This window comes from Dentiradicibacter hellwigii (assembly GCF_041770905.1).
In the GTDB taxonomy this organism is placed as follows: Bacteria; Pseudomonadota; Gammaproteobacteria; order Burkholderiales; family Rhodocyclaceae; genus Propionivibrio; species Propionivibrio hellwigii.
This window is the reverse complement of record NZ_JBEUWX010000002.1, coordinates 1,083,228-1,108,032: the sequence shown is the minus strand read 5'-3', so window position 1 is coordinate 1,108,032 and position 24,805 is coordinate 1,083,228. Positions and strand designations below refer to the sequence as shown.

Sequence of the window (24,805 nt, the reverse complement as noted above, 5' to 3'; positions counted from 1 at the left end):
CGTGGAATAAGGGCTGTGGCGGTAGGTGGCTTGTAACCCGTGCCACATAAGGGCTGTAGGGTAGGCATCGCTACAACGCCCTGTTTATAAGGGTTTCAGAGGTGCCCACGCTGTAATGCCCTGTTTATAGGGGCTTCAGGGGGGCCGCTTTTCATATAGCCGGAAAAATTTCCTTTCACTGACCGCTGCGCTGTCTCCCGCGCCATATAAGGGCTGTGGCGGTAAGTGGCTTGTAATCCGCGCTACATAAGGGCTGCGGGGCAGGCATCGCTGCAACGCCCTATTTATAAGGGCTTCAGGGGTGCTGCCGCTGCGATGCCCAAAAGACGTGGATGACGGGGTGGCATTTACCGCTCTGCCGGATGGGCGGGAAGAAAGGGAGAGAAAGAAGTGAAAAGGGCGCTTGGCTGCTTTTGACGTCAGTCCGGTGACTTCGTGTTCCTCGTTGATTAACCTTGCTTTGCCGCCGTTTCTGCATCCGGTCGGGATTGCCTTCTCGCTGATCGCTGTGCTGCGCGCTGGCGCCCATTTCCGTTCATCTTTTCTTTGATCGTCGGGGCGACAGGCTTGTACGTCCGCGATCCGCGGGGCTTTGCGGGCAGCGTACCCCGCAGCCCGCGTGGAATAAGGGCTGTAGCGATAGACGCCCTGGAATCCGCGCTACATAAGGGCTGTAGAGCAGGCGTCGCTGTAACGCCCTGTTTATAAGGGTTTCAGGGGTGCCCACGCTGTAATGGCCTGTTTATGCGGGCTTCAGGGTACTGCTTTTTTATACGGCCGGAAAATTTCCTCTCACTGACCGCTGCGCTATTACTCGCATCACATAAGAGCTGTGGCGGTAGGCGCCCTGGAATCCACGCTACATAAGGGCTGCGGGGAAGGCATCGCTACAACGCCCTGTTTATAAGGGTTTCAGAGGTGCCCACGCTGTAATGCCCTGTTTATGCGGGCTTCAGGGGCGCTGCCACTGCAATGCCCAAAAGACGCGGATGACGGGGCGGAAATTGCCGCCCGTGCGGGGCGCGGCTATAATCCTCTCGCTTTCGCAAAGCCGGCGGGATTGGCGTGTGCCGATCCCGCTTTGCATATCCGAGTTGTGCTCCGAGCGGCACATCCAAGCGACGGAACTGGAGATTTTCGTGTCTTTGTTACCCTCTTTTCCCCCGGCGATTCTGGCGCTGGCCGATGGAACGGTTTTTCGCGGCTATGCCGTCGGCGCGGAGGGCCTTGCCGTTGGCGAGGTCGTCTTCAATACGGCCATGAGCGGTTATCAGGAAATTCTGACCGATGCCTCGTATTGCCGGCAGATCGTGACGCTGACCTATCCGCACATCGGCAATACCGGTTGTAATGACGAGGATTTTGAGTCCCCCTCGTGCTTTGCCGCCGGCCTCGTTATCCGCGATCTGCCGTTGCGCGCCGAAAACTGGCGCATGCAGGAGTCATTGCCGGATTTTCTCAAACGCTTTGGCGTGGTCGCCATTGCCGGCATTGATACGCGGCAGCTGACCCGGCTGTTGCGCGACAAGGGGGCGCAGGCCGGCTGTTTGATGGCCGGCGAGATCGATGAGGCCAAAGCGCTCTCGGAAGCGCGCGCTTTTCCTGGCCTGGCTGGTATGGATCTGGCCAGGGTCGTCAGTACCGAAGCGCCCTATGAATGGCGCGACGGCGGCACCTGGAGCCTGGAAGGCTACCAGCCCGCGGGCGAGGCGAAGTTCCATGTCGTGGCCTATGATTTTGGCGTCAAGCGCAACATCCTGCGTCTATTGACGCAGCGCGGCTGCCGGCTGACGGTCGTGCCGGCGCAGACGCCAGCTGCGGAGGTGCTGAAATACCGGCCGGACGGCGTGTTTCTCTCCAATGGGCCGGGCGATCCCGAGCCGTGCGCTTATGCCGTCGATGCGATCCGCGAGCTGTTGGCGGCGAAAATCCCGATGTTCGGCATCTGCCTCGGGCATCAGTTGCTGGCGCTGGCCTCCGGCGCCAGGACGGTGAAGATGAAGTTCGGTCATCACGGCACCAACCACCCGGTGCAGGATCTGAGTACCGGCAAGGTGATGATTACCAGCCAGAACCACGGTTTTACCGTCGATCCCGAAACGTTACCAGATGGGCTGAAAGCGACGCATATCTCCCTCTTCGACGGCTCGTTGCAGGGGATCGAGCGCACCGATGCGCCCGCCTTTTCGTTCCAGGGGCACCCGGAAGCCAGTTCCGGGCCGCACGACGTCGCCGACCTGTTCGATCGTTTCATCGAAAAGATGGCGGCTGCGCCCGCAAAATAGTGTGAATAGTGTGATATCCCTTAAGTAAGGAATACGGTCATGAAACTCTACAAATTTCCCCAGGCACCGTTGGAAAAAGCCATTGCCAAGCGCATGTTGACGCTGGCGCCGCAATATCGGGAATGGTTTGCCAGCCGCTGGGCGCAAAAGCCTTACAAAAAGGCTTTTATCGGAAACAAGGCCATGCCGCTGATTACCCTGCTGGCGAAAGGCAAGACCTGGGACGATGAAACGTTCAACAATGAACTGGCGGCCTGGGATGTAAAGTTTTACGAGGCCGAAATCGAAGTGCTGCGCCCCATCGTCGAAGGGGACGGCCTGTTGCAGCTGATGCAGAAAAACATGCCGCCGGAGCGTGCGCAGGCGCTGATCGACAAGCTTGATCGTAACCGGCATGAGTGATGCTGGAAGGGAATGATGGGGCATGAGGTGGCGCGATGTCGCGCGATGTTCATCTTGTGCCGGCTTCTTGCCGCCGATGCAGTGGCGGCGTCCTTTCCGTATGCCTATGACCGTCCGCCATGTTCAGCGCGCGGCGGCTGACGGTTTTCAGATGTTTGTGGTGTGAGTAAGTGTTTGACTGACTTGATGCGGCGCGTGCCACCGCTTTTCAAAATCCAGAACGATGCCTAAAAGAACTGATCTTCAATCCATCCTTATTATCGGCGCCGGCCCCATCGTCATCGGCCAGGCGTGCGAATTCGACTACTCTGGCGTGCAGGCGTGCAAGGCGCTGCGCGAGGAGGGCTATCGCGTCATCCTCGTTAATTCCAACCCGGCGACGATCATGACCGACCCGGAAATGGCCGATGCGACCTACATCGAGCCGATTACCTGGCAGGTTCTGGAAAAAATCATCGAAAAGGAGCGCCCCGATGCACTGCTGCCGACGATGGGCGGGCAGACGGCGCTCAATTGCGCTCTGGATCTGGCGCGCCACGGCGTGCTGGAAAAATATGGCGTCGAAATGATCGGCGCCCGCGCCGATGCCATCGAAAAAGCCGAGGATCGCCAGAAATTCAAGGCGGCGATGACGAACATCGGCCTGGAGTCGGCGCGTTCCGGTGTTGCCCACTCGATGGCCGAGGCGCAGGAAATCCAGGCGACGATCGGTTTCCCCGTGATTATTCGCCCTTCTTTTACGCTCGGCGGGACGGGCGGCGGGATTGCCTACAACCAGGAGGAGTTTCTGGCGGTTTGCAAACGCGGTTTTGAGGCCAGCCCGGCGCACGAGCTGCTGATCGAGGAGTCCCTGATCGGCTGGAAAGAAATTGAGATGGAGGTGGTGCGCGACAAGAAAGACAACTGCATCATCGTCTGCTCGATCGAAAATCTCGACCCGATGGGCGTGCATACCGGCGACTCGATCACCGTCGCGCCGGCGCAGACGCTGACCGACAAGGAATACCAGCTCATCCGCAACGCCTCGATCGCCATCCTGCGCGAGATTGGCGTCGATACCGGCGGTTCAAACGTGCAGTTCGCCGTCAGCCCGAAGGACGGGCGCATCATCGTCATCGAAATGAATCCGCGCGTTTCGCGCTCTTCAGCGCTGGCCTCCAAGGCGACCGGCTTCCCCATCGCCAAAATAGCGGCCAAGCTGGCGGTCGGTTATACGCTCGACGAACTGGCCAATGAAATCACTGGCGGCAAGACGCCGGCCTCGTTTGAGCCGGCGATCGACTATGTCGTCATCAAGGTGCCGCGTTTTGCTTTCGAGAAATTCCCGACGGCCAATTCGCGTCTGGGTACGCAGATGAAGTCCGTCGGCGAAGTCATGGCCATTGGCCGCACGTTCCAGGAAGCCTTCCAGAAAGCCCTGCGCGGACTGGAGGTCGGCGTCGATGGCATGAACCAGCATACGACCGACCGCGAGGAACTGGAGAAAGAGCTGGGCGAGCCGGGGCCGGAGCGCATCTGGTACGTGGGCGATGCCTTTGAAAACGGCTTTACCCTCGATGAAGTGCACCAGCTCACGCATATCGATCCGTGGTTCCTGGCGCAGATTGAGGACATCGTGCGCATGGAGATGTTGCTTGACGACATGAAGCTCAACGACATCGACGCCCCGACGCTGCGTGAGCTCAAGCGCAAAGGGTTTTCCGACCGCCGCCTGGCGCGTCTGCTGCATACGAGCGAAGGACAGGTGCGGGCGCGCCGCCACCTGCTGGGTATCCGTCCGGTCTATAAGCGCGTCGATACCTGCGCGGCCGAGTTTGCGACGAGCACCGCCTATATGTACTCGACTTATGAAGATGAGTGCGAGGCCATGCCGAGTCACCGAAAGAAAATCATGGTGCTTGGCGGCGGACCGAACCGTATTGGTCAAGGGATCGAGTTCGATTACTGCTGCGTACATGCGGCGCTGGCCATGCGCGAGGATGGCTACGAAACGATCATGGTCAACTGCAATCCGGAAACGGTATCGACTGACTACGATACGTCGGACCGCTTGTATTTTGAACCGCTGACGCTGGAGGACGTGCTCGAAATCGTCGCTATCGAAAAGCCGACGGGCGTCATCGTCCAGTTTGGCGGGCAGACGCCGCTCAAGCTAGCGCGTGATCTTGAGGCCAACGGGGTGCCGATCATCGGCACGTCGCCGGATATGATCGATGCGGCGGAAGACCGCGAGCGCTTTCAGCAGCTGCTCAATGATCTTGGCCTGAAACAGCCGCCTAACCGCACGGCGCGCACCGAGGCGGACGCCTTGCGTCTGGCCGGGGAAATCGGTTATCCGCTCGTCGTCCGCCCTTCCTATGTGCTGGGCGGGCGCGCCATGGAAATCGTGCATGAACCGCGCGATCTGGAGCGCTATATGCGCGAGGCCGTCAAGGTGTCGAACGATTCGCCGGTTCTGCTTGACCACTTCCTCAATAATGCTGTGGAAGTCGATGTTGACGCGCTTTCTGACGGAAAAGAAGTCATCATCGGCGGCGTCATGGAACATATCGAACAGGCGGGGGTGCATTCGGGTGATTCGGCCTGTTCGTTGCCGCCCTATTCACTGTCGCCGGAAATCCAGGATGAGCTGCGCCGTCAGACCCGGCTGATGGCCAAGGGGCTGAATGTATGCGGATTGATGAACGTCCAGTTCGCCATTCAGGGCGAAACGGTTTATGTGCTTGAAGTCAATCCGCGCGCTTCGCGTACCGTGCCGTTCGTTTCCAAGGCAACGGGGTTGCCGCTGGCCAAGGTTGCCGCGCGTTGCATGGCGGGCAGATCGCTGGCCGAACAAGGTGTCGTGCACGAGGTGATCCCCCCGTATTTTTCGGTCAAGGAAGCCGTTTTCCCGTTCAACAAATTCCCTGGGGTCGATACCATTCTTGGCCCGGAGATGAAGTCGACCGGCGAGGTGATGGGCGTCGGCAAAACCTTTGCGGAAGCCTTCGTCAAAAGCCAGCTGGCGACGCATGTGCGCCTGCCGGATCAGGGTAAGGCGTTCATCAGCGTCAGGGATTCCGACAAGGAGAAAGCGGTGGACGTGGCGCGCGATCTGCATGCAAGCGGCTTCCAGCTGCTGGCCACGCGCGGCACGGCGGCGGCGATTGCAGCGGCGGGCATACCGGTCACGACGGTCAACAAGGTGACGGAAGGGCGGCCGCATATTGCCGACATGATCAAGAACGACGAGATCGCGCTCATCATCAATACCGTCGAGGAGAAGCGCAAGGCGATCAGTGATTCGCGCGTTATCCGCGTTTCGGCGCAGGCAGCCAAGGTAACGCTGTATACGACGATCTGGGGCGCCGAGGCGGCGGCGGAAGGGATCAAGAATGGCGGCGGCCTGACGATTTATTCTCTCCAGGATCTGCACGCGCAGATCGTTTGATTAACAGCCCGGCTGCCGGTTTCCGCCGTGCGCGGACCGGCAGTTTGCTTTTTGGATGAAAGATCTATGAGTAAAACTCCATTGACCTTGCGCGGTGCCGAGCAGCTTCGGGTCGAACTGCACCGGCTCAAGACCGTTGATCGGCCGAATGTGATTGCGGCAATTGCCGAGGCGCGCTCTTACGGCGATCTGTCCGAAAATGCCGAGTACGATGCCGCCAAGGAACGTCAGGGATTCATCGAGGGGCGGATTGCGGAAATCGAGTCCAAACTGGCGCGCGCGCAGATCATCGATCCGGCCTTGCTGGATGCTGAGGGTCGCTGTGTTTTCGGGGCGACGGTCGATGTTGAGGATCAGGATTCCGGCGAGCAGGCGACCTATCAGATCGTGGGCGAGGACGAGGCGGACATCAAGGCCGGCAAGATTTCGATCAACTCGCCGATCGCCCGCGCATTGATCGGCAAATTCGTCGGCGATATTGCCCAGGTGCAGGCGCCGGGCGGCTTACGCGAATACGAATTGCTGGACGTTCGTTACGAGTAGTCTGCTCGGCAAGAACAGGTATTGCGAAATACCGAGGTTCAGGCGCGGCGCGGTAGTCGTTGCCCCCTCATTGATAGCTGCGTTTTGTTTTGCGAGGGGCGCTGCGGCGGCGTGTGGAACGCCGTTGCGCCGATATGGGATTCTTTTCGTCATCTGGCGCAGGCCGCCAAACGACGAGCAGTTTGCCGATGTGCTGTACCGGCGCGGCGTTGAGCTGTTCGCAGATCGCCGCCAGATAGGCGTCGCGTTCTGCGCGGTTGTCGTTGAATACGCGGATTTTGATCAGTTCGTGGCTGTCGAGGCTGCGGGCGATTTCCCGCAGAACGGCCTCGGATAAACCGTTCTGGCCGATGGCGACGACGGGCGCCAGTCCGTGGGCGCGGGCGCGTAGCGCGCGGCGTTGTTCCGCATTGATTTCGAGTGTGGGCATTCGGTATCGAGTGTTTGCTTGGTGTTGCCGGGTGGGATAAAAACGTCGGAAGACGTTAAAAAAGTGAAACGTGAAACGCTGAAAAATGGATTCTAACGGGTTTGTACGATGAAGCGGACGAAAAGCGGCAAGGCATGGATGCATGAACACGTCACTGACGTTTTCGTGCAGCGCGCCAAGGCGGAAGGTTGGCGTTCTCGTGCCGTATTCAAGCTGATGGAGATTGATGACCGCGATCATTTGATCCGCCCGGGTGAAACTATCGTCGATCTTGGCGCAGCGCCCGGCGGCTGGTCGCAGCTTGCGGTTCAGCGTCTGCGGGAGAGCGGGCGTATCGTCGCGCTCGATCTGCTGGAGATGGCGCCGCTGCCCGGCGTCGATTTCATTCGCGGTGATTTTGGCGATGCGGAAACGCTGGGGCGGCTTGAAACTTTGCTTGCTGGCGAACGGGCAGGGCTTGTTCTTTCCGACATGGCGCCCAATATTTCAGGTATTGCCGTCGCCGACCAGGCACGCATGATGGATTTGGCCGAAATGGCGCTGGATTTTGCCCGCTGCTGGCTGAAAATGGATGGCTCGTTTCTGATCAAAGTGTTTCAGGGCTACGGTTACGAGGATTTTGTGCGTGCCATGCGTGAGCACTTCCGCAGCGTAATGACGCGCAAACCGGAAGCCTCACGCGATCGGAGCGCCGAAGTGTACCTGCTCGGGAAGGGGCTGAAGACAGTGGGAAAACGGCTTGAAAACGGTTGAAACGAAAGCGGATGCCAGATCTGTCAAAAAGGCAAGGACGTTATACAATCCAACATACTGCTTCCCGTTCGATGGAAGCGATACGCATGAGGTTACGCTTTGAATAACATGTTCAAGAATATGGCGGTCTGGCTGGTGATCGGCGTTGTGCTGATGACGGTGTTCAATCAGTTCAATACGCGCCAGACGCCGCAGCCGTCGATGGAATATTCGCAATTCATGGGCGAGGTTGCCAATGGCAACGTCAGCAAGGTCGTCATTGAAGGACGCACCCTCAAGGGGACGCTAAACGACGGCCGCAAGGTGACTTCCTATGCGCCGGCGGATTTGTGGATGGTGTCGGACATGCTCAAGAACGGCGTCAAGGTTGAGGCGCGGCCGGAGGAAGAGCAATCCTTCCTGGTGAGCGTGTTTGTCAGCTGGTTCCCCATGCTGCTTTTGATTGGCGTTTGGGTGTTCTTCATGCGCCAGATGCAGGGCGGCGGCAAGGGCGGCGCCTTCTCCTTCGGTAAAAGCAAGGCGCGCCTGCTCGACGGCTCAAACAATAGCGTGACCTTTGCCGATGTCGCCGGTTGTGATGAAGCCAAGGAAGAAGTCTCGGAGCTGGTCGATTTTCTGCGCGATCCGTCCAAGTTCCAGAAGCTTGGCGGCCGCATCCCCAAAGGCGTGTTGCTTGTCGGTAGTCCGGGGACGGGCAAGACGCTGCTGGCCAAGGCAATTGCCGGCGAGGCGAAAGTCCCGTTTTTCTCGATTTCCGGTTCCGATTTCGTCGAAATGTTCGTCGGCGTCGGCGCCGCGCGTGTACGCGATATGTTCGAGAACGCCAAAAAGCACGCGCCATGCATTATCTTCATTGACGAACTCGATGCCGTCGGCCGCCATCGCGGTGCGGGACTGGGCGGCGGTAATGATGAGCGTGAACAGACGCTGAACCAGATGCTCGTCGAGATGGACGGCTTTGAGGGGCAGACCGGCATCATCGTCATTGCTGCCACGAACCGTCCCGATGTACTCGATCCGGCCTTGATGCGGCCCGGACGCTTCGACCGCCAGGTCGTCGTGCCGCTGCCGGATATTCGTGGCCGCGAGCAGATTCTTAATGTGCATATGCGCAAAGTGCCGCTGGCGCCGGATGTCAGGGCCGATATTCTGGCGCGCGGCACACCGGGTATGTCGGGCGCCGATCTGGCCAATCTGGTCAACGAAGCGGCGCTGTTCGCCGCGCGTGGCAATAAGCGCCTTGTCGATATGGAGGATTTTGAAAAAGCCAAGGACAAGATCTTCATGGGCGCCGAACGTAAGTCGATGATCATTACGCCCGAAGACAAAAAGAAAACCGCCTATCATGAATCCGGTCATGCCATTATCGGTTCGCTGTTGCCGGGGTGCGATCCGGTGCACAAAGTCACGGTGATCCCGCGCGGCCGCGCGCTGGGCGTGACCTGGTCGCTGCCCGAGCACGACCGCTTCAGCCTTTATCGCGAGCAGATGCTGGCGCAGATTTGTATGCTGTTTGGTGGTCGTGCGGCCGAGGAAATTTTTGCCGATGATATTTCGACCGGCGCTTCCAATGACTTCGAGCGTGCAACGCAGATGGCGCGCGACATGGTGACGCGCTATGGCATGTCCGATCTGGGCGTCATGGTATACGGCGAGAACGAAAACGAGGTATTCCTTGGCCGGTCGGTGACGCAGCACAAAAATGTTTCGGAAGCGACGATGCAGAAAGTCGATGCCGAAATCCGCCGTATCGTCGATGAGCAGTACGGTCGCGCCGTGAATTTGCTGGAAGAGCATCGGGATAAGGTCGAGGCGATGACGCAGGCCCTGCTCGACTGGGAAACTATCGACGTCGAGCAGATCGAGGACATCATGGCCGGTCGGACGCCGCGCCCGCCTAAGCCATCGCAGACAAATACCAACACCGAGTCGCCCAAAGCGCCACCGCCCGACGCCGCACCGACGACGGAAGCTACCGCCTGAGACTGAGGAGACTGAGAATATCCGGCGCGCAGGACGTTCTTGCTCTTTCTGCATGGCGACTATTTTGATCGATGCTATCGAAAAGCGGCATGGGCAGAATCGCGATCAGTTCGAAAATTCGGAATGCTTGAAATACATCACGGGAAAGGCAGCTTTCCCGTTTTCTTTTTTTGAATGAGGTTTGGCATGTTGCGTTGCGGCAGGTTTTCTTTTTCGCTCGATCGCCCGCTGATCATGGGGATCGTCAATTTGACGCCGGATTCATTTTCCGGGGATGGCGTGGCAAACGATACGGCACGCGCCATCGAACATGCCCGGCGGCAAATCACGGCGGGCGCCGACATGCTCGATATTGGCGCCGAATCATCGCGGCCGGGCTGTCAGCCCGTGTCGCTCGCGGACGAGCTGGCACGCCTGCTGCCGGTGCTGGACGCCTTGACCGACTGCGGCGTGCCGATTTCGGTCGATACCTACAAACCGGATGTGATGCGCGCGGCCTTGGCCTCCGGTGCTTCGATGATCAACGATATTTACGCCTTGCGTATGCCCGGTGCGCTGGAAGCCGTCGCCGCCAGCGATTGCGCCGTGTGCCTGATGCACATGCAGGGGGAACCGCTGACCATGCAGCAGGCGCCTGTCTACGGCGATGTCGTCGGTGAGGTGCGCGCATTTTTGGAAGAGCGCGTTATTGCGGCGCGCGCGGCCGGTATTGCCGACGATCGCTTGGTGCTTGACCCGGGTTTTGGCTTCGGCAAGACGCTTGCGCATAATCTTGAGCTGTTGCGCCGCCAGCCTGAACTCAGTGTGGATGGTCTACCCTTGCTGGCCGGACTGTCGCGCAAATCAATGCTGGGAACGATGACCGGCCGCGAAGTGGGGCAACGCATGCCCGCCAGCATTGCCGCTGCGTTACTGGCAGCACAACACGGTGCACGCATCCTGCGTGTTCATGACGTGGCCGAAACGCGAGATGCGCTGGCTGTTTGGCAGGCGCTGGAAGGAATGTAAACAGCGCTATCCGCGACTTGAAGAAAAGGTCCAAGAACGCCGCAGGGCGGGCAGCAGGCACCTGACGGCTTGTCTGAACACCGGCGCAAATTCCGGATAGGCTCGGAAATCAAATTTCAGAAACTGCTCAGGCGATGTTGCCATGCCTGATCACATGACTATGCGCTGCCGGCGATGCGTTGTCGTTGCAACGCCATTCCGGGCTGCCATAAAGTGATGTTGAACGGGTGACGAACGGCCGGTTTGACATGTCGGTACGAGCAATGCCTTCAACAAATGCTGCGTGAATGCGCAGACAAATCGCCGCGCTACAGCGCACGAAAAATGACGCCAGACCCGCAAACAGCCTGAGGCTGCACCCGCCGCAGCCGTTGCGCTTTGTGGTTTTTCCGAGACTGGCATCCTGAATACGGCGCGCTCAGCGCCCAACAATTGTCATCCACAAAAAATCCGGAGTCATGAACAAACTTCATGCTTTCCCCGAGACGCCTGGCGATAATGGACAAAACTCATGCTTCAGGGCCTCATTCTTTAGCGAAATAACCCTTTATAGGCCATACCTTATTCCCATTTTTCAGTCTGTGATGGCACTGCAAAAGCCTTTTCATATCGCTAAATTCGGGCATTTTCCGGTAGGCCGGCCGGAAACCCACGTAAATAGGGAGATTGAAGACAGGCAGGCTGGGAACCCGCGTAAACACTAGGCTGGCGGGTAGCTCCTCCGGAAACGCCCGTTTTACGCGGAGTGCAGGGCAGGCCGCCGGCTGTCTGGGTCAGGCATAAGCCCGACGGCCGCAGCGGAGCGCAATGACTCATCGGCCTGGACCCCGCGTCTTTTGGGCATTTCAGCCCGGTCGCTTCTGTAGCCCTTGTCGATCGGGCATTTGCGGGCAGACCGGCCGGAAGTGCCCGTAAACATTGGGCTAGCAGATAGACAAATCTGGAATGCCCGTAAATACTGGGTTTGCGCATAGGCACACCGGAATCCCACGTAAATAGTGGGCTTGCGGATAGGCAGGCCGGAAACCCGTGTAAACACTGGGCTGGCGGGCAGCCTCTCCGAAGATGCCCGTTTTACGCGGGCTGCGGGGCAGGTGGTGTTGCGTGTCTTCGGTCGCGGCGGCTGTGCTTCGGACGGTGATGCTTCACCCCGGCGCGGCGCGCCAATACGCTCCGGCTATTTTGGGAATTCGCCTGAGTGCTTGCTTTGGCGAGATGAAAACGGATGGATGATTTCTAGGCTGCATTCATGCTGCTTTGCAAGTTGTGCGACAGTCTATTTACCGTCGCGGTAAGGCGGCCGAGGATGTTGAGTCAAGGCGGTTCCCTGACAGAAACCGGCGCTTGCAGCTGCCAATCGCCGTATCACGGTATTGCTGCCGCTCATTGCCGGCGCCGTTTTTCTTGATCTGTTTTGAACCGCAAAAAGGGTCTTTTTGTGTTCAAAGCTTTTCAACTCCTAAAATTCAGCGCGTCATGCGGAAACGCCACTGCGTCCAAGCAAAGAGCGCGCTGCCAACGAGCGCCAGCACCGCTCCGCCCAGGCCGATGAGGGCAAGCTCGCCATGCTGCATCACCAGCCGCCCGATGAGCGCGCCGCCGCCGATACCGATGTTGTAAATGCCAGAGTAGATGGCAATGGCAACATCGGTCGCGTCCGGCGCGAGGCGCAGTACGCGCACCATCAGCGCGAGGCTGAGCGCGGCGATGCCGATGCCCCAGCAAAAGACTAGGGCGAACAGCGCTGGCGGCGAGGCGCCGAGCGGGCGCAAGAGCAGCAAAGCACTGCAAAGCAGCATGACGGCGCAGGTGAGGAAGCGCGTCGGCATGCGCGCGTGCAGGCGGGCGAAGAGCACGCTCGCCACCATGCCGGAGAGACCAAAGACCAAGAGTAACGCGGTGGTCGCGCTTTCGCCCAGGCCGCTGAACTGGCGAGCAAACGGTTCGATATAGCTGTAAGCGGTGAAATGGGCGGCGATGATAAGGGCGGTAAAAGCGTAGAGGCCGAGCAACAGCGGGCGGCGCGCCAGCAGGGGCAGACTAGCGACAGAACCCGCGTTGCGGCTGGGCAGGCGCGGCAGCAGCAGAAAGACGGCAAGCATCACGGCAGCGGCAGCGACGGCAATCAAAGCAAAGGTGGTGCGCCAGCCAAACAGTTGCCCGATAAAGCGGCCGAGCGGCAGGCCCAGCACCGTCGCCAGCGCCGTACCCATCGACAGCCAGCCGATGGCCTGTTGCTGCCTGCCCGGCGGGGCGAGGCGTACCACCAGCGCGGCGGTAATCGCCCAGAACACCGCATGCGCCAGCGCCACGCCGATGCGCGAGATAAGCAGTACGGTGAAATTCCACGCCAGCGCGCTGAGCGCGTGACTGGCAATGAAGAGGGCAAAGAGCGCGAGCAGCAGGCTACGCCGTTCCTGCTGCGCTTCCAGCAACATACCGGGTAGCGAGGCGAGGGCGACAACCCAGGCATACACCGTCAACATCACCCCGGTTTGCGCTGCGCTCATGCCGAAGCCGGCGCCGATATCGGAGAGCAGCGCGATGGGAATGAATTCGGTGGTGTTGAAGACGAAGGCGGCGACGGCGAGCGTCAGCACGCGCAACCAGGCGAGGCGGTACGCGGCGTGGCGCGGGGGCATGGGGGAATGGGGTACAAGCGGCATTATTTCTCCGAACGGAATGGGCGCGAGAAATTGATGGCGCTGTCGCGCTGCGCCAGATGGTAATTCATCGCATTGCGGTCAAAGCCGCCGCTGGTCATGCCGTCTTCGACTAGGGGACTCGCATCCCGTGTGCGCTTGCGGAAGGCGCTTTTGTCGAGCGTGCGGCCGAGGAGAGGCGCATAGACGCGCTGCAACTGTGGCAGGGTGAACGGCGCTGCCAGTAGGAAGGCGAGCCGCAAAGTGTATTCCACTTTGCTGTGCAGACGCGCCAGTGCGGTGCACAGAATATCGTTGTGGTCAAGGGACAGCGGCTGCGCGCAGGCGGCATCGGGCGGCGGCACCAGGGCGAAATAAACGTGCGTCGCCATCCAGCCATGCGGGTTGCGGTCGGCGCTGTCCCGGCTACTGAGCGGTTCCGGATAGGGTGCGGCGAAGCCGGGTTTCTCGCGCAGTGTGCGCAGGGCGCAGTCGTCAAAGGTGGCGTCGCGGCCGATGTCGATATAGCCGCCGGGCAGGCAGAACATAGTGGGGGAGGGCGCGCTGGGGATGAGCGGGTGGCGGCTGAGGAGAATACACAGGAGACCGTCGGTGACGGCGAAAATTACCACATCAACGGTGGTGTACCGTTGCGGGAAAGCAGCCGCCGGATTCATAGCAGGATAGCGGGATAGCGAGAGAAAACAGGGGTGGTATTCTACAACTCCCCATTCCCATCAGGAGCCTCCCATGATCCCTACCATTTCCGCTGAACACATAATCTATGCCATGTCGTCGCAAAACCCGCCCGTACTGCGTGTGGCAGACGGCAGCCGTGTCCGCTTCGAGACCTGCGATTGTTTTACCGACCAGATTCAGCAGCCCGGTGACACCTTAGAGCAACTGGACTGGAACCGCATTAATCCGGCGACCGGGCCGCTTTACATCGAAGGCGCCGAGCCGGGCGACACCCTGCGCGTGCATATCCACCGCATCGAGCTGGACAAGCGCGCGGTGCTGGCGACCCTGCCCGGCGCGGGCGTGGCCGGGGCGCGTCTGACGGCCGGACGCATCGACTTTGTGCCGGTGGCGGAGGATCACGTCGTGCTCTTCGATACGCTGCGCCTGCCGCGTAATTCGATGATCGGCGTCATCGGCACCGCACCCGCCGGAGAAGCGGTCAGCTGCGGTACGCCGGATGCGCATGGCGGCAATATGGACACCAAAATCATCAGCGAGGGCACGACCCTGCTCCTGCCGGTCAACGTGGCGGGTGCGCTGCTGGCGATGGGCGATTTGCACGCAGCGATGGGCGACGGCGAAGTCGGCGTCTCCGGCCTGGAAATCAAGGGCGTGGTTGAGGTGGACGTGCGCGTCATCAAAGGCCGCCCCTATCCGCTGCCGCTGGCGGTCACAGCGGATGCCTGCCACACCATTGCCTCCGCCCCGACGCTGGATCAGGCGGCGGAAATGGCGACGCTGATGATGAGCGACCTGCTCTGCGCCCACGGCGGGCTGGATGCCAATCGCGCGATCGCCCTGCAAAGCATCGCTGGCGATGTGCATATCTGCCAGATGGTTGACCCGAACCGCACCTGCCGCTTCGCCCTGCCGCGCGCGGTGTGCGAAACACTGGGGATTATGCTGCCGTAAATGGGCACTCATGCACATTCCAGAAATCCGGCCGAGAAGGCAATGCGTCAAGTGGACGGGTAAAATTTAAACGCATAATCGCGCGGTGAAGGAAGGTTACGTAAGAGAAATTCTTGTTGAAACAAGAGGCAGGAGCGGCTATGGGAATTTCATTTTTTACGACGCTTAAAATCGGCTGGCTCAATGCGTGGATACCCGCCTTTGCGATGGTATTGATACAGTTTGTGTATATGTTTATCTATAAAGAGGTCGGCAAGCGCGCTGTCGATACCTCATGGTATACCGCCGAAGATAAACGAAATGCGATGATAGGCGCACTGCTGCAAGTCGCCTTGCTTATTTTATCGGTGTTCGTGCCGCTCAAAACGGGCACTGCATGGTTTTGGACGGGAATGGTGATTTACGCGTCGGCTTTTGCGGGCTTTATTCAGGCTTTTTACGACTATGCGGCGACGCCTCGGGACAAGACCGTGCAATGCGGTATTTACCGCCTATCGCGCAATCCGATGTATTTCTTTTTCTTCCTCGGCATGATAGGCATTTGCATCGCTTCGGCGTCGCTGTGGCTATGGGGGGTGACAGTGCCTTTTGCCCTATATAACCACCTGATCGTTTTAGGAGAAGAGCGCTACTGCGCACAGGCCTATGGGCAGGAGTATTTAGAATATAAACGCAAGACGCCGAGATATTTTTTGTTCTTTTAAGCGGACGAATAATAACGCTAGAGCACGCTCGGTGGTCTGAAGATAAGCGGCGAGCATTAGGGGATTCCTCATGTTGATTATTGGTGATGACCGCGCGGGCAGTGGCAAAATCATAAACAAATAGGCCGCTATGAAGTTCCCGCCCAGAAAAAATCCCAATGGAGCGGGATTTTTTCTGGCAACAGCAAAGGCATCACACCGCAGCCACCGTGAAATGCTGATGCAGATGCGCCTTGCGCTCAACGTCATCGGCAATTGCCACCGCCAAGTCGGCCAGGCCGATACCCGCCGGGCCGTCATTGGCCAGCAGCAGCGTATCCGTGCCCAGACGATAACGGCCTGTGCGGGCGGGACGGGCGGCGCGGTCTTCGCCAAAACGCAGCGGTGGGGCGAGAAAAGCCCAATTCACCTCACGCTTCCTGCACAAATCGCGCCACAGATTCCGCTCCGCATCAGCGACGGCAAACAGCTGTGGCGGGAAATCGGGCGTATCGACCAGCGCCACACCATCCACCAGCAGACTGCCCGCACCGCCGATAACTAACAAATAAGGCACTTGTGCCGTCTGCGCGGCAGCCACAATTGCCGCATAAGCCGCCGTGAAATCGCGGGCAAAATGCGGATTATCCCAGCCGGGGCTGAACGCGCTGACTACGGCATCGAAGCCCGCCAATTGCGCGGCAAAATCTGCATCGTGCACATCGGCCCTGACTGCCTGCACATTCGGCGCGGCGAAGACCTTATCTGTGTGGCGCGCGAAGGCGGCGACTGCATGACCACGTGCGGCGAGTTCGCGCACGACGGCATTGCCAACATAACCGGTAGCACCAATGACTGCGTATTTCATAAAAACCTCGTTGAATGACTAAGTGAAGGAGCACTTATTGTAGGTAGGGCCGATACAGCTGATAATACCGCTTGCGCTTCACCCATTATCAAGCAGGACTAAATAATGCACGAAAGAACCCTCTACCTCGGCTGCGACAGCATCGAACACTGCCCCGGCAATAAATGCGTCCTCGAATCCTGGTTTGAAGAGACTCCTTACGGCATCGTCTTTGAAGACGACGGCGATACTGGATACTTCTACGCAGCCCATACGGAGCAAGGCATTCTTGACGCCTTGCATATCTATAACGTCAAAGACGTAACCGACCGTGACCTTCCCTCAACTGTCAGCCTTCTCTGGGACGAAACCTTCGACCTCGCCGCACTGGAAATCAACGGCTACATCCATGCCGTCTTCGACTTCATCGCTCACGCGGGCTACTGCCGCAACGCCTTCCCCGCAGCCTACGGCGACTGGCTGCGCGAGCCGAACCGCCTCCTTGACGATGCCCTGCTCACCCGTCTGCTGACCCTGCACTGATGGACGATTTGCGCCCCCTGCTTGCCTTCGCCGCCGTCCTCGAACATGGCAGCATGAACGCCGCCGCGCAGGTGCTGGGCATGAGCCCATCCGCCGTCAGCCAGCACATCAGCCGTCTCGAAAAACTGCACGGCGTCAAACTGCTGCACCGCAGCACACGACACCTCGCCCCGACCGATGCGGGCAGCGCGCTGGGCGAACACTGCCGTCGCCTGCTCGCCAGCGTACAGGACGCCCGCCTGACGCTAACCAACCTGAAAACTGACATCGCTGGCGAGGTGCGCCTTGCCGCACCGACCGGCATGGCCGATGCTGCCGTCTTCCAGCAGGCCTTGCGACGCATCCGCCGCGAACATCCGGCGATACGCCTTGCCCTCTACTTCGACGAGGCGCTGGCCGACCTGCGCGACGGCAGTATCGACATTGCCCTGCGCGGTGGCGCACACGCGCTGGATGCGCCAGACCTTGTCGCCCGTCACCTCGCCGACTGGCGCTGGCATATCTACGCCGCGCCTGCCTACCTGCACGATGCGCCTGCAATCACCCACCCCGCCGACCTTGCCGCACACACCTGGATTTATTACGAACTGCCGCGCGGCGAACTGCGTCGCAATGGTGAACACCATCTGCTTAATATCGAAGGCGGTCTCTACTGCAACCGCCTCGCTGCCGTGCGCCGCCTGTGTGTGGCGGGGTTGGGGCTGGCGCTGCTGGCCGATGGTGAAGCAGCGGACGCTGTGGCTGATGGCAGTTTGCGCGTCGTCCTGCCTGACTGGACGCTGCCGCCGCTCGCCATCTACGCCGTTACCCCGCACCGCGTGCAAGCGGGCCGCGTCGCGGCGGTGCTGCATATCCTGCGCGAGAGCTTTACCGAGAAAAATCCTGTATAGCATTCAATATTCCCGAAAATGGTGGATTGGCGAAGGCGGTGTTCTGCATAGGGTTGAATAAATCAAAAACCATAACAAGGCGGGCTGCCGCAGGCAGTACGGTAAGTACTTGTAAGTACAGCAGGGCGGTGCAACGCCGTTATGGGTCTGCGGCATTTGACCGTGATTTAAAACATTCCGGATGATTGGCGTGGCAGTGTTTGCTGCGCGCGTGGGCAAATAGCCACTACGTGGCTGATTGACTCAGGTGTTGGCGGCTTGACTTTTGTCGGAAAAGAAACTGTTTGGAATCAAAAAAGCTTATGCAGTAAGCAGGAAATTTTTTACAGGGGAAGAAAAAGTAATCGCTGCGCCTGCCTTCTGTCACCTGCCTTAAATGGCGTAATGGCAGGCTTTTGGGGTCATCGGTAATCCACGCGCAGCGGGCGATGGTCAGAATGTCGTTACGGCAGCGGCGTGGTGGTGGCGTCCAGATTTTTCACGAGAGCATGATCTAGATTGAGAAAAAGCGGGCGCCAGGTCAGGGTGAAATGGCGGGTGGTCGCTGTGGTGCCGCTTGTATGCAGGAAATCGCGGTAGTGCGGGGAATAGGGGCTGCTGTTGAGGTCGCCGACGACCAGCGCTCGCGGCTCGGCGGCGATACGCGCGGCAGTGTCATGCAGGTAGGCGATGCGGGCTTGGGTGAGAACGCTGCTGATGGGCGGTGGTGGATGCAGGGCATAGAGGACAGTGCCATCAGTAGTCGTGGTGCAGATGTAGGGGATCGCCGCCGTAGGCGATGTCGCAGCTGGCGAGCGGCGCGGCGCTCCACAGGGCGAGGGCAAACGGGCTGGCTTCCTGATGCTGGCAGCCGTGAGGGTAGTGCGTGCGCAGGACTTGCCAGCCTGGGTCGTTAAGGTTGATTTCCGCTAGCGCGAGAACGTCCGTCTTTTCGGCGAGCAGGACGGCGCTTTCGCCAGCGGCATCGGGGTTGTTGAGGTGAACGTTGTACCAGATGAGGCGTTGGCGTACTGCCAATCCCCGAAAATCATCTGGCTGTGTTGGCGTGTCTTGCTGCACTGCTTGTGCCGTCTGCGGCGCACTGCCATCCCGGTCTGATTTCTGGAATGGAGAGGGTTCATTCACTGTTGGCAGGGAGAGAGGTTGCAGCAGCCACAGGCTGGCAGCGAGGGTTGCGCCCGCCCATAGCCAGCGCCAGTGTTTGCCACGCGGTAGGTAGCAAGGAGAAAGGCGGCGGCGTAGCAGGGCAGGAAATGGCTGAACAATTCGGCAAACCCGTGCAGGCGGCCAAGCTGGCCAAGGATGAGCGCAGCGAGCGCGAGCAGGGCAAAGGTGTGCAAACGACGGGTAACGGCTATGTATAAAGCCGGTTTTTGTTCCGGTAGTGGTTCGATAAACTTTCTGGTTGTCTAGCGAGCGTAATTTAAGTTTTAGTAGCTGTTAAGAAATGATATAAAACGTAAAACAATAAATTACACTTGACAAATTAAATCAGGAGCAAAAAATATGCTTGCCTTGCCTTGCCTTGCCTTGCCTTGCCTTGCCTTGCCTTGCCTTGCCTTGCCTTGCCTTGCCTTGCCTTGCCTTGCCTTGCCTTGCCTTGCCTTGCCTTCGCGGTAATTGCAAAGCAAAATTTAGCTAAATTCTTAAAAAATTTCGGAGGTTTACAATGACCTCCGAAACGCTATTTTTGACAAGCGGCATCACCTCAACATCTCCCCAAATCGAGCAACTTAAATCCCTGTTCCCCGCCTGTTTTGATAAAGGCGGGCGTTTTTTATGGGATAAATTCCAAGCCGAAATCGCGCAACAAACCGACATCGGCCGCGAGTTTTATTCCATGAACTGGCTGGGCAAATCCTATGCCCGCCTGCTTCGCAACCTGCCGCCCGAAACCCTGCTTGCCGAAGATAAAACGCACAATGCCAAACCCGAAAACCAAAGCAGCCAAAACCTGCTGATTCGCGGCGATAATTTGGAAGTCTTGAAACACCTGCAAAACGCCTACATGGGCAGCGTGAAGATGATTTACATCGACCCGCCGTACAACACAGGTTCGGACGGCTTTGTCTATCAGGACGACCGCAAATTCACACCCGCCGAACTCGCCCGCCTTGCCAATATCGACGAAGACGAAGCCGCGCGGATTTTAAACTTTACCGACAAAGGCTCAAATTCCCACAGCGCGTGGCTGACCTTTATGTACCCGCGCCTGTATGTCGCCCGCGAACTCTTGAAAGACGACGGCGTGATTTTTATCAGCATTGATGATAACGAAGCGGCACAGTTGAAGTTGTTATGTGATGAAGTGTTTGGGGAGGGGAATTTTGTTGCTGATGTGATTTGGAATTCACGAAAATCAGTTTCTAGCGATGCGCTTATTTCTTTAAATCACAATCATATTTTAATTTATTCAATGAATAATGATATTTTTTACAAAAATAAGCATAAATTTAAACTCAAATTAAATTTAGATGGATTTGATAATCCTGATAATGATTCTCGTGGAAAATGGAAAGCAGATCCGTTTGACTCACCAGGAATTAGAGCTAATTTAACTTATGAAATTGAAAACCCTAATACTAAAGAGCGATATTTACCGCCAAATGGTCGTTGTTGGAGAACTGGAGAAAAAGAATATCTTAAATTATTGGCTGACAATAGAATTATTTTTGGAAAAACAGGAAATTCTAAACCACAATTAAAACGATTTCTTAATGAAGCAGAAGAACGTGGCAAAACAACAAAGTCAATTTGGGATGATGTTGGTACTGCAACAAATGGAACTCAAGAAATTCAAGATTTGTTTGGAGAAAAAGTTTTTAGCACCCCTAAACCAACTTCTCTTATAAGAAGAGCTGTTGAGCTAAGTTGCGATAATAATGATTCGATTATGGACTTCTTCGCCGGCAGCGGCACAACCGCCCATGCAGTGATGCAACTCAATGCCGAAGACGGCGGTAGCCGCCGCTATATCTGCGTGCAGTTACCTGAAAAAACCGACGAAAAATCCGAAGCGTACAAAGCAGGCTACCAAACCATTTCCGACATCACCCAAGCCCGCATTGAAAAAGCTGCCGCCAAAATCCGCGCCGAACACCCCAATTACACCGGCGATTTGAGTTTCAAAATTTTTCAAACGGTAGAGAATTTCAGACAGCATCAAGACGATGATTTTGCGCCCGATCAAATGAATTTCCCGTTTAACGATAAATTAAGCGAAGAGCAGTTGCAAACGCTTTTAACCACTTGGGTGCTGTACGACGGGGCAGCATTGACCACGCCGATTGAACCGGTGCAGTTGGGCGGCTATACGGCATATCTGTGCGAAAAACGGCTGTATTTGATGCATGCGGGTTTTGATTCCGCCAATTTGTTGGCGTTTATCCAAAAACTGGACGGTGAGGCCGACTTCAACCCCAACCGCATCATTGTTTTTGGCGGCAATATGCAAAGCCGCATGCAGCAGGAGCTTGACCAGGCCGTGCGCACTTACGCCAATAAAAAAGACATTGAATTGAACCTGATTGTGAGGGTGTAGTATGGGCGGGTTTAATTACGAAAAAACCAGCTGCACCAAATGCGGGCGGTTCAGGCGGTGCTGGGCGTGTTTGATGCAGTGACGCCCAAGCCCCATGCTGCCGACGAAAACCCCGAACTGCTTTTTGCGCAGGGGCAATATCTGAAAAATATACGGGCGGTGCAAACCGCCAATGGCATTGACCACGTTTTGAATGGAGATTCGGACGGCTTCAATGTATTGGATATTGCCATGGAAACAGGCACGGGCAAAACCTATACCTACACGCAAACCATGTTTGACCTGCACCGCATGCTCGGCGTATTCAAATTCATCGTGGTTGTGCCGACTCTTTCCATCAAGGCGGGAACAAAGCAGTTTTTGCAAAGCACGTCTTTGGCACAGCATTTTGCGCAAGATTTTGGTACGGATTATGAAAATGTGCGCCTGAAAACCTATGTGGTGGAAAGTGCCAAAGCCAGTAAAAACAAAAAATCCAATGCACCGGCGGCAATTCACAATTTTGTTAAAGCCGAAAACCGCAGGGAAATTCATGTACTTTTAATTAACGCAGGCATGATTAACTCGCCGTCCATGACCGATTCGGGTGACAAGGCGTTTAAAGATTTGTTTGATAATCCCGTTGACGCCATTGCCGCCGTGCGCCCGTTTGTAATTGTGGACGAACCGCATAAATTCCCAACCCGTGACAGCGCCACAACCTGGAAAAACATCAAACGGCTGAACCCGCAATATATTTTGCGTTACGGGGCAACGTTTAATGACGCGTTTTACCATCTGCTTTACCGCTTGACGGCGGTGGATGCTTTTAACGACGGCCTGGTTAAAGGCGTGCGCGTGTTTGAAGAAGAAATGCAGGGCGGCATGGATGCAAGCATCAAACTGCTCTCGCTGGACGGTAGAGAAGCGGTATTTGAATTAAGCGAAAACGGCAAAAGCAAAAAGTTTGCTTTGGCAAAAAACGAAGATTTGGCGCAAATGCATTCGGCCATTTCTGAACTAAAAATAGAGGCGATGAACAGGATAACGCTGCTATTGAGCAACGGTTTGGAATTGCAAAAAGGCGCGGTTATCAATCCATACTCCTATGCCCAAACAGTGCAGGACAATATGATGCAAAAAGCCATTGCCGAGCATTTTAAGATCGAACGGGAGCTGTTGGTGGAGCGCTCAATCAAAATCAAGCCACTCACCTTGTTTTTTATCGACAATATTGCAGCCTTTCGCAATAACAATGAAAAGCTTGAAAGCTGGATCAAGACAGAAGCCCAACGCCGCCTGAACACCGAAACAGATACCTTTTACCGCAATTATCTGCAAAAAACGCTGAACAATATATCGCTTTGCTACGGCGGTTATTTTTCCCAAGACAACAGCAGCAACGACGAGAAAATCGAGCGGGAAATCTACGAAATTCTGCACGATAAAGAAGCCCTGCTTTCTTTAGACAATCCGCGCCGTTTTATCTTTTCCAAATGGACATTGCGCGAGGGTTGGGACAACCCCAATGTATTTCAAATCTGCAAACTGCGCTCCAGCGGCAGTGCCACCTCCAAACTGCAAGAAGTGGGGCGGGGGCTGCGCCTGCCCGTGAACGAATTGATGGAGCGCGTGCGTGAACCGCAATATGCGCTCAATTATTTTGTCGATAGCAGTGAAAAAGACTTTGTGAAGCAGCTTGTCGGTGAGATTAACGACAGCTCGTTTCAGGAAATCATCCCGGATAAATTTACCGAAGCACTTAAACAAAAGATTCTGCAGAAATATCCCGGTATAAAACCGCTTGCCTTACTGATGAGATTAAGTGCAGACGGCATTATTGACGACGATGAAAATTTTACCGAAAACGGTTATGTAAAATTAAAAGCCGAATTTCCTCATGCTTTTGCCCACAGTCTGAAAAAAGACAAAATTGCCAAAGCAGGCGAAGCCAAAGACTCCATCTTCATGCGTGAGGGCAAATACGAGGAACTCAAAGCCTTGTGGGAGCTGATTCACCACAAAGCAATCTTGCAGTACAAAATTGAGTCCGAAAGTGAGTTTTTGGCGCTGTTTACTGCCTATTTACGCGAGAGTGCCGAAAAATTCAAGCAAGCCGGCATTCGCATGGCGGTGAGCGAAACCTATATCAACAACGGTGTGATGCTTACCAAACGCAACGAAAACATCGAAGAAGAGGATTTTATCCGCTTCAACACCATGAGCTACTGCGCGTTTTTGAAAGAGCTGGCGCAAACGGCGAAAATTCAGATTCAGACCCTGCACAAAGCTTTTTATGCGTTACAGAGTGAACTGGATATTTCCCAGTTTTTGAATATGCAAACCATTGCCCAAATCAAAGGCGGGTTCAACAAATTTTTGCTGCACCATTCATTCAGCAAGTTTGAATTGGGCTACCAGGTGGTTAGCAACCAAATTCACCCAACCAAGTTTACCGATGCAAACGGCAATGCTCGCGCGGTAAAAAAAGCCGACTTAGGCCTGTTTGAAGACACGGTGAAACAGCCGGCGGCGAATTATCTCTTTAACGGAATTTTTTACGACTCGGATATTGAACATCAAAACATTGCCGACAGCGAAATCGAAGGAGTAACGGTGTTTACAAAAATCCCTAAAAACTCCATTAAAATTCCCGTGGCAGGCGGTGGTACGTATTCGCCTGATTTTGCCTATATCGTCAAAACCCAATCGGGCGAGGTGTTGAACTTCGTGATTGAAGCCAAAGGCGTTGCCGGATCAGACGATTTACGCAAAGGTGAAGCGCGAAAGATCAAACACGCCGAGGCGCTATTCGCCAAAATTTCAGAGAATATCAAAGTGGTGTTCAAAACCCAGTTTGAAGAAGACAAGATTGCGGAATTGCTTAGGCAAAATATGGCAGAAGTGTCAAACAGTTGTTGAGCTTGCTGGAACATAAGTTTGCTCCTGCCTGAAATATTGCGCTTGATTGATCTGGAATTATTTGTTTTGACAGGTTTTATGACTGTAATTTCTACTTTGCGCAGCAATTGCAGAGTGCCGTTCTTTCCAGCGTACCTTGCAACTGCCGGAATCCGATGAAAACCTTCAGAGTTTAGCCGGCTCATTTTTGGACATCAGATTAGTGCGTTGAGTTGGTGGGAAGCCTGGTTTACCATTGATTTTGCTTCAGGGAATTCAGGGAACATTGGCT

Annotated in this window: 20 protein-coding genes; 14 read left to right on the top strand and 6 right to left on the bottom strand. The window is 56.4% G+C overall.

The window, feature by feature from the left end:
- Positions 1 to 403 precede the first annotated feature (403 nt).
- The 5 genes from ABCS64_RS07375 (at position 404) to greA (ending at position 6,660) form a co-directional block, all read left to right on the top strand.
- Positions 404 to 550 carry a hypothetical protein gene (locus ABCS64_RS07375; protein ID WP_418891220.1) on the top strand — a complete coding sequence of 49 codons (147 nt, stop codon included), beginning with the start codon at positions 404 to 406 and terminating at the stop codon, positions 548 to 550.
- Positions 551 to 1,139: 589 nt separating this feature from the next.
- Positions 1,140 to 2,285, top strand: coding sequence for a glutamine-hydrolyzing carbamoyl-phosphate synthase small subunit (gene carA, locus ABCS64_RS07370; RefSeq protein WP_418891219.1), 1,146 nt, complete (start codon positions 1,140 to 1,142; stop codon positions 2,283 to 2,285).
- Positions 2,286 to 2,324: 39 nt separating this feature from the next.
- Complete coding sequence (locus ABCS64_RS07365; protein ID WP_418891218.1) at positions 2,325 to 2,687, top strand: hypothetical protein; 363 nt, start codon at positions 2,325 to 2,327, stop codon at positions 2,685 to 2,687.
- Positions 2,688 to 2,910: 223 nt separating this feature from the next.
- Complete coding sequence (gene carB / locus ABCS64_RS07360; protein ID WP_418891217.1) at positions 2,911 to 6,117, top strand: carbamoyl-phosphate synthase large subunit; 3,207 nt, start codon at positions 2,911 to 2,913, stop codon at positions 6,115 to 6,117.
- A gap of 66 nt (positions 6,118 to 6,183) precedes the next feature.
- Positions 6,184 to 6,660 carry a transcription elongation factor GreA gene (gene greA / locus ABCS64_RS07355; RefSeq protein ID WP_418891216.1) on the top strand — a complete coding sequence of 159 codons (477 nt, stop codon included), beginning with the start codon at positions 6,184 to 6,186 and terminating at the stop codon, positions 6,658 to 6,660.
- A 67-nt stretch (positions 6,661 to 6,727) separates the two neighbouring features.
- Here greA and ABCS64_RS07350 read toward each other — a convergent pair whose 3' ends face one another.
- A complete protein-coding gene (locus ABCS64_RS07350; RefSeq protein WP_418891215.1) occupies positions 6,728 to 7,090 on the bottom strand; it encodes a YhbY family RNA-binding protein in 363 nt (120 codons plus the stop codon).
- A 108-nt stretch (positions 7,091 to 7,198) separates the two neighbouring features.
- On the opposite strand from ABCS64_RS07350, the gene ABCS64_RS07345 reads away from it, so the two are divergent.
- The 3 genes from ABCS64_RS07345 to folP all read left to right on the top strand — a co-directional run bounded on the left by ABCS64_RS07345 (position 7,199) and on the right by folP (position 10,834).
- Positions 7,199 to 7,843, top strand: a complete 645-nt coding sequence (locus ABCS64_RS07345) for an RlmE family RNA methyltransferase (protein ID WP_418891214.1) — start codon at positions 7,199 to 7,201, stop codon at positions 7,841 to 7,843.
- A 99-nt stretch (positions 7,844 to 7,942) separates the two neighbouring features.
- On the top strand, positions 7,943 to 9,826 hold the full coding sequence (ftsH, locus tag ABCS64_RS07340; RefSeq protein ID WP_418891213.1) for an ATP-dependent zinc metalloprotease FtsH: 1,884 nt from the start codon (positions 7,943 to 7,945) through the stop codon (positions 9,824 to 9,826).
- Positions 9,827 to 10,012: 186 nt separating this feature from the next.
- Positions 10,013 to 10,834: a dihydropteroate synthase gene (gene folP, locus ABCS64_RS07335; protein ID WP_418891212.1), complete on the top strand. Its 822-nt coding sequence runs from the start codon at positions 10,013 to 10,015 to the stop codon at positions 10,832 to 10,834.
- A gap of 1,466 nt (positions 10,835 to 12,300) precedes the next feature.
- On the opposite strand, the gene ABCS64_RS07330 is transcribed toward folP, so the two are convergent.
- Both ABCS64_RS07330 and ABCS64_RS07325 read right to left on the bottom strand, forming a co-directional pair.
- Positions 12,301 to 13,500 (bottom strand): sugar transporter, encoded by a 1,200-nt coding sequence (locus tag ABCS64_RS07330; protein ID WP_418891211.1) that lies wholly within the window; start codon positions 13,498 to 13,500, stop codon positions 12,301 to 12,303.
- Positions 13,500 to 14,153 (bottom strand): NUDIX hydrolase, encoded by a 654-nt coding sequence (locus tag ABCS64_RS07325; protein WP_418891210.1) that lies wholly within the window; start codon positions 14,151 to 14,153, stop codon positions 13,500 to 13,502. The genes ABCS64_RS07330 and ABCS64_RS07325 overlap by 1 nt, the downstream gene beginning before the upstream one ends.
- Positions 14,154 to 14,226: 73 nt before the next feature.
- Here ABCS64_RS07325 and ABCS64_RS07320 point away from each other — a divergent pair, with 73 nt between their 5' ends.
- Positions 14,227 to 15,129 (top strand): acetamidase/formamidase family protein, encoded by a 903-nt coding sequence (locus ABCS64_RS07320; RefSeq protein ID WP_418891209.1) that lies wholly within the window; start codon positions 14,227 to 14,229, stop codon positions 15,127 to 15,129.
- Between the two features lie 113 nt (positions 15,130 to 15,242).
- Positions 15,243 to 15,833 carry a methyltransferase family protein gene (locus tag ABCS64_RS07315; protein WP_418891208.1) on the top strand — a complete coding sequence of 197 codons (591 nt, stop codon included), beginning with the start codon at positions 15,243 to 15,245 and terminating at the stop codon, positions 15,831 to 15,833.
- A 193-nt stretch (positions 15,834 to 16,026) separates the two neighbouring features.
- Here ABCS64_RS07315 and ABCS64_RS07310 read toward each other — a convergent pair whose 3' ends face one another.
- On the bottom strand, positions 16,027 to 16,680 hold the full coding sequence (locus ABCS64_RS07310) for an NAD(P)-dependent oxidoreductase (protein ID WP_418891207.1): 654 nt from the start codon (positions 16,678 to 16,680) through the stop codon (positions 16,027 to 16,029).
- Positions 16,681 to 16,785: 105 nt separating this feature from the next.
- On the opposite strand from ABCS64_RS07310, the gene ABCS64_RS07305 reads away from it, so the two are divergent.
- Together ABCS64_RS07305 and ABCS64_RS07300 are read left to right on the top strand one after the other, a co-directional pair.
- Positions 16,786 to 17,202 carry a DUF2251 domain-containing protein gene (locus ABCS64_RS07305; RefSeq protein WP_418891206.1) on the top strand — a complete coding sequence of 139 codons (417 nt, stop codon included), beginning with the start codon at positions 16,786 to 16,788 and terminating at the stop codon, positions 17,200 to 17,202.
- On the top strand, positions 17,202 to 18,092 hold the full coding sequence (locus ABCS64_RS07300) for a LysR family transcriptional regulator (protein ID WP_418891205.1): 891 nt from the start codon (positions 17,202 to 17,204) through the stop codon (positions 18,090 to 18,092). Before ABCS64_RS07305 ends, ABCS64_RS07300 begins: the two co-directional genes overlap by 1 nt.
- 443 nt (positions 18,093 to 18,535) lie before the next feature.
- On the opposite strand, the gene ABCS64_RS07295 is transcribed toward ABCS64_RS07300, so the two are convergent.
- Entirely contained in the window at positions 18,536 to 18,916 is a 381-nt protein-coding gene (locus tag ABCS64_RS07295) for an endonuclease/exonuclease/phosphatase family protein (protein WP_418891204.1), read from the bottom strand.
- Positions 18,828 to 19,109, bottom strand: a complete 282-nt coding sequence (locus ABCS64_RS07290; protein WP_418891203.1) for an endonuclease/exonuclease/phosphatase family protein — start codon at positions 19,107 to 19,109, stop codon at positions 18,828 to 18,830. Before ABCS64_RS07290 ends, ABCS64_RS07295 begins: the two co-directional genes overlap by 89 nt.
- A 652-nt stretch (positions 19,110 to 19,761) precedes the next feature.
- Between ABCS64_RS07290 and ABCS64_RS07285 the strand changes: the two genes are divergently transcribed.
- Positions 19,762 to 21,633 (top strand): site-specific DNA-methyltransferase, encoded by a 1,872-nt coding sequence (locus ABCS64_RS07285; protein WP_418891202.1) that lies wholly within the window; start codon positions 19,762 to 19,764, stop codon positions 21,631 to 21,633.
- 30 nt (positions 21,634 to 21,663) lie between these two features.
- The gene (locus ABCS64_RS07280; protein WP_418891906.1) at positions 21,664 to 24,534 is read left to right on the top strand and encodes a type III restriction-modification system endonuclease; all 2,871 of its coding nucleotides are present in this window, start codon (positions 21,664 to 21,666) and stop codon (positions 24,532 to 24,534) included.
- Positions 24,535 to 24,805: the final 271 nt, after the last annotated feature.

Excerpts from the sequence above, each read along its gene's own strand:
- ABCS64_RS07365 (WP_418891218.1), top strand. The coding sequence starts at position 2,325 with ATGAAACTCTACAAATTTCCCCAGGCACCGTTGGAAAAAGCCATTGCC.
- carB (WP_418891217.1), top strand. The coding sequence starts at position 2,911 with ATGCCTAAAAGAACTGATCTTCAATCCATCCTTATTATCGGCGCCGGC.
- greA (WP_418891216.1), top strand. The coding sequence starts at position 6,184 with ATGAGTAAAACTCCATTGACCTTGCGCGGTGCCGAGCAGCTTCGGGTC.
- ABCS64_RS07350 (WP_418891215.1), bottom strand. The coding sequence starts at position 7,090 with ATGCCCACACTCGAAATCAATGCGGAACAACGCCGCGCGCTACGCGCC.
- ABCS64_RS07345 (WP_418891214.1), top strand. The coding sequence starts at position 7,199 with ATGAAGCGGACGAAAAGCGGCAAGGCATGGATGCATGAACACGTCACT.
- folP (WP_418891212.1), top strand. The coding sequence starts at position 10,013 with ATGTTGCGTTGCGGCAGGTTTTCTTTTTCGCTCGATCGCCCGCTGATC.
- ABCS64_RS07330 (WP_418891211.1), bottom strand. The coding sequence starts at position 13,500 with ATGCCGCTTGTACCCCATTCCCCCATGCCCCCGCGCCACGCCGCGTAC.
- ABCS64_RS07325 (WP_418891210.1), bottom strand. The coding sequence starts at position 14,153 with ATGAATCCGGCGGCTGCTTTCCCGCAACGGTACACCACCGTTGATGTG.
- ABCS64_RS07320 (WP_418891209.1), top strand. The coding sequence starts at position 14,227 with ATGATCCCTACCATTTCCGCTGAACACATAATCTATGCCATGTCGTCG.
- ABCS64_RS07310 (WP_418891207.1), bottom strand. The coding sequence starts at position 16,680 with ATGAAATACGCAGTCATTGGTGCTACCGGTTATGTTGGCAATGCCGTC.
- ABCS64_RS07305 (WP_418891206.1), top strand. The coding sequence starts at position 16,786 with ATGCACGAAAGAACCCTCTACCTCGGCTGCGACAGCATCGAACACTGC.
- ABCS64_RS07300 (WP_418891205.1), top strand. The coding sequence starts at position 17,202 with ATGGACGATTTGCGCCCCCTGCTTGCCTTCGCCGCCGTCCTCGAACAT.
- ABCS64_RS07285 (WP_418891202.1), top strand. The coding sequence starts at position 19,762 with ATGACCTCCGAAACGCTATTTTTGACAAGCGGCATCACCTCAACATCT.